Genomic DNA, 715 nt, shown 5'->3' on the forward strand with positions numbered 1-715 from the left:
GCTCAATAAACCCGTTCTGCTGCGGTTTTCCCGGTTGAATATAATTCAGTGCCACTCCGTTTTCTGTACAAAACTGAACCAGTTTATCCGATATAAATTCTGGTCCGTTGTCCACCCGGATATATTCCGGCAATCCGCGCTCTTCTTTTAAACGGGATAAAACACGGATAACCCGTTCGGCCGGTAATGACGTATCAATTTCAATGGCCAGGCACTCATGGGTATTTTCATCAATAATATTCAGTGTTCTGAATCGCTTACCGCAATATAGGCTGTCGTTCATAAAATCCATAGCCCAACGTTCATTAATCTGGGTTGCCGCAATCAGTGGTTTTCTTTCCCGCTCAGGCAATTTTTTCTTTACCCTGCGTTTGAGGTTTAAGCCAAGCTGGCAATATACCCGATAAACCCGCTTATGATTAAAGAGATGTTTTTTCTGCCGCATTCGGTGAAAACATTTCCGGAAGCCAGCCTGTGGTGATAATTCCAGTTCGGCATAAATCGCTTCAATAACAGGGGCATCCTTTATTTTCCAGTCAGTGTTTGTCCGGTAAAAAGAGGTTCTGGGCAATGAAACTAACCGACAGGCGGTTATGACCGATAAGCCTGCCTGAGTTAATTCCTGAGCGCAGGTCTTTTTCTCGGTCATCACCAGCCCTTTTTTGCGAAAAGCTCCTTCATAGCATGATTTTCCAGACTAACTTCCGCAAACAAC

At 44.3% G+C, this 715-nt stretch carries 1 pseudogene; it reads right to left on the reverse strand.

Going from position 1 to position 715, the window contains the following annotated elements:
• Positions 1 to 715 (reverse strand): annotated as a pseudogene (locus tag AYY17_RS15645) (DDE-type integrase/transposase/recombinase); the annotation flags it as partial.

The organism is Morganella psychrotolerans (genome assembly GCF_001676055.1).
Taxonomy (GTDB): domain Bacteria; phylum Pseudomonadota; class Gammaproteobacteria; order Enterobacterales; family Enterobacteriaceae; genus Morganella; species Morganella psychrotolerans_B.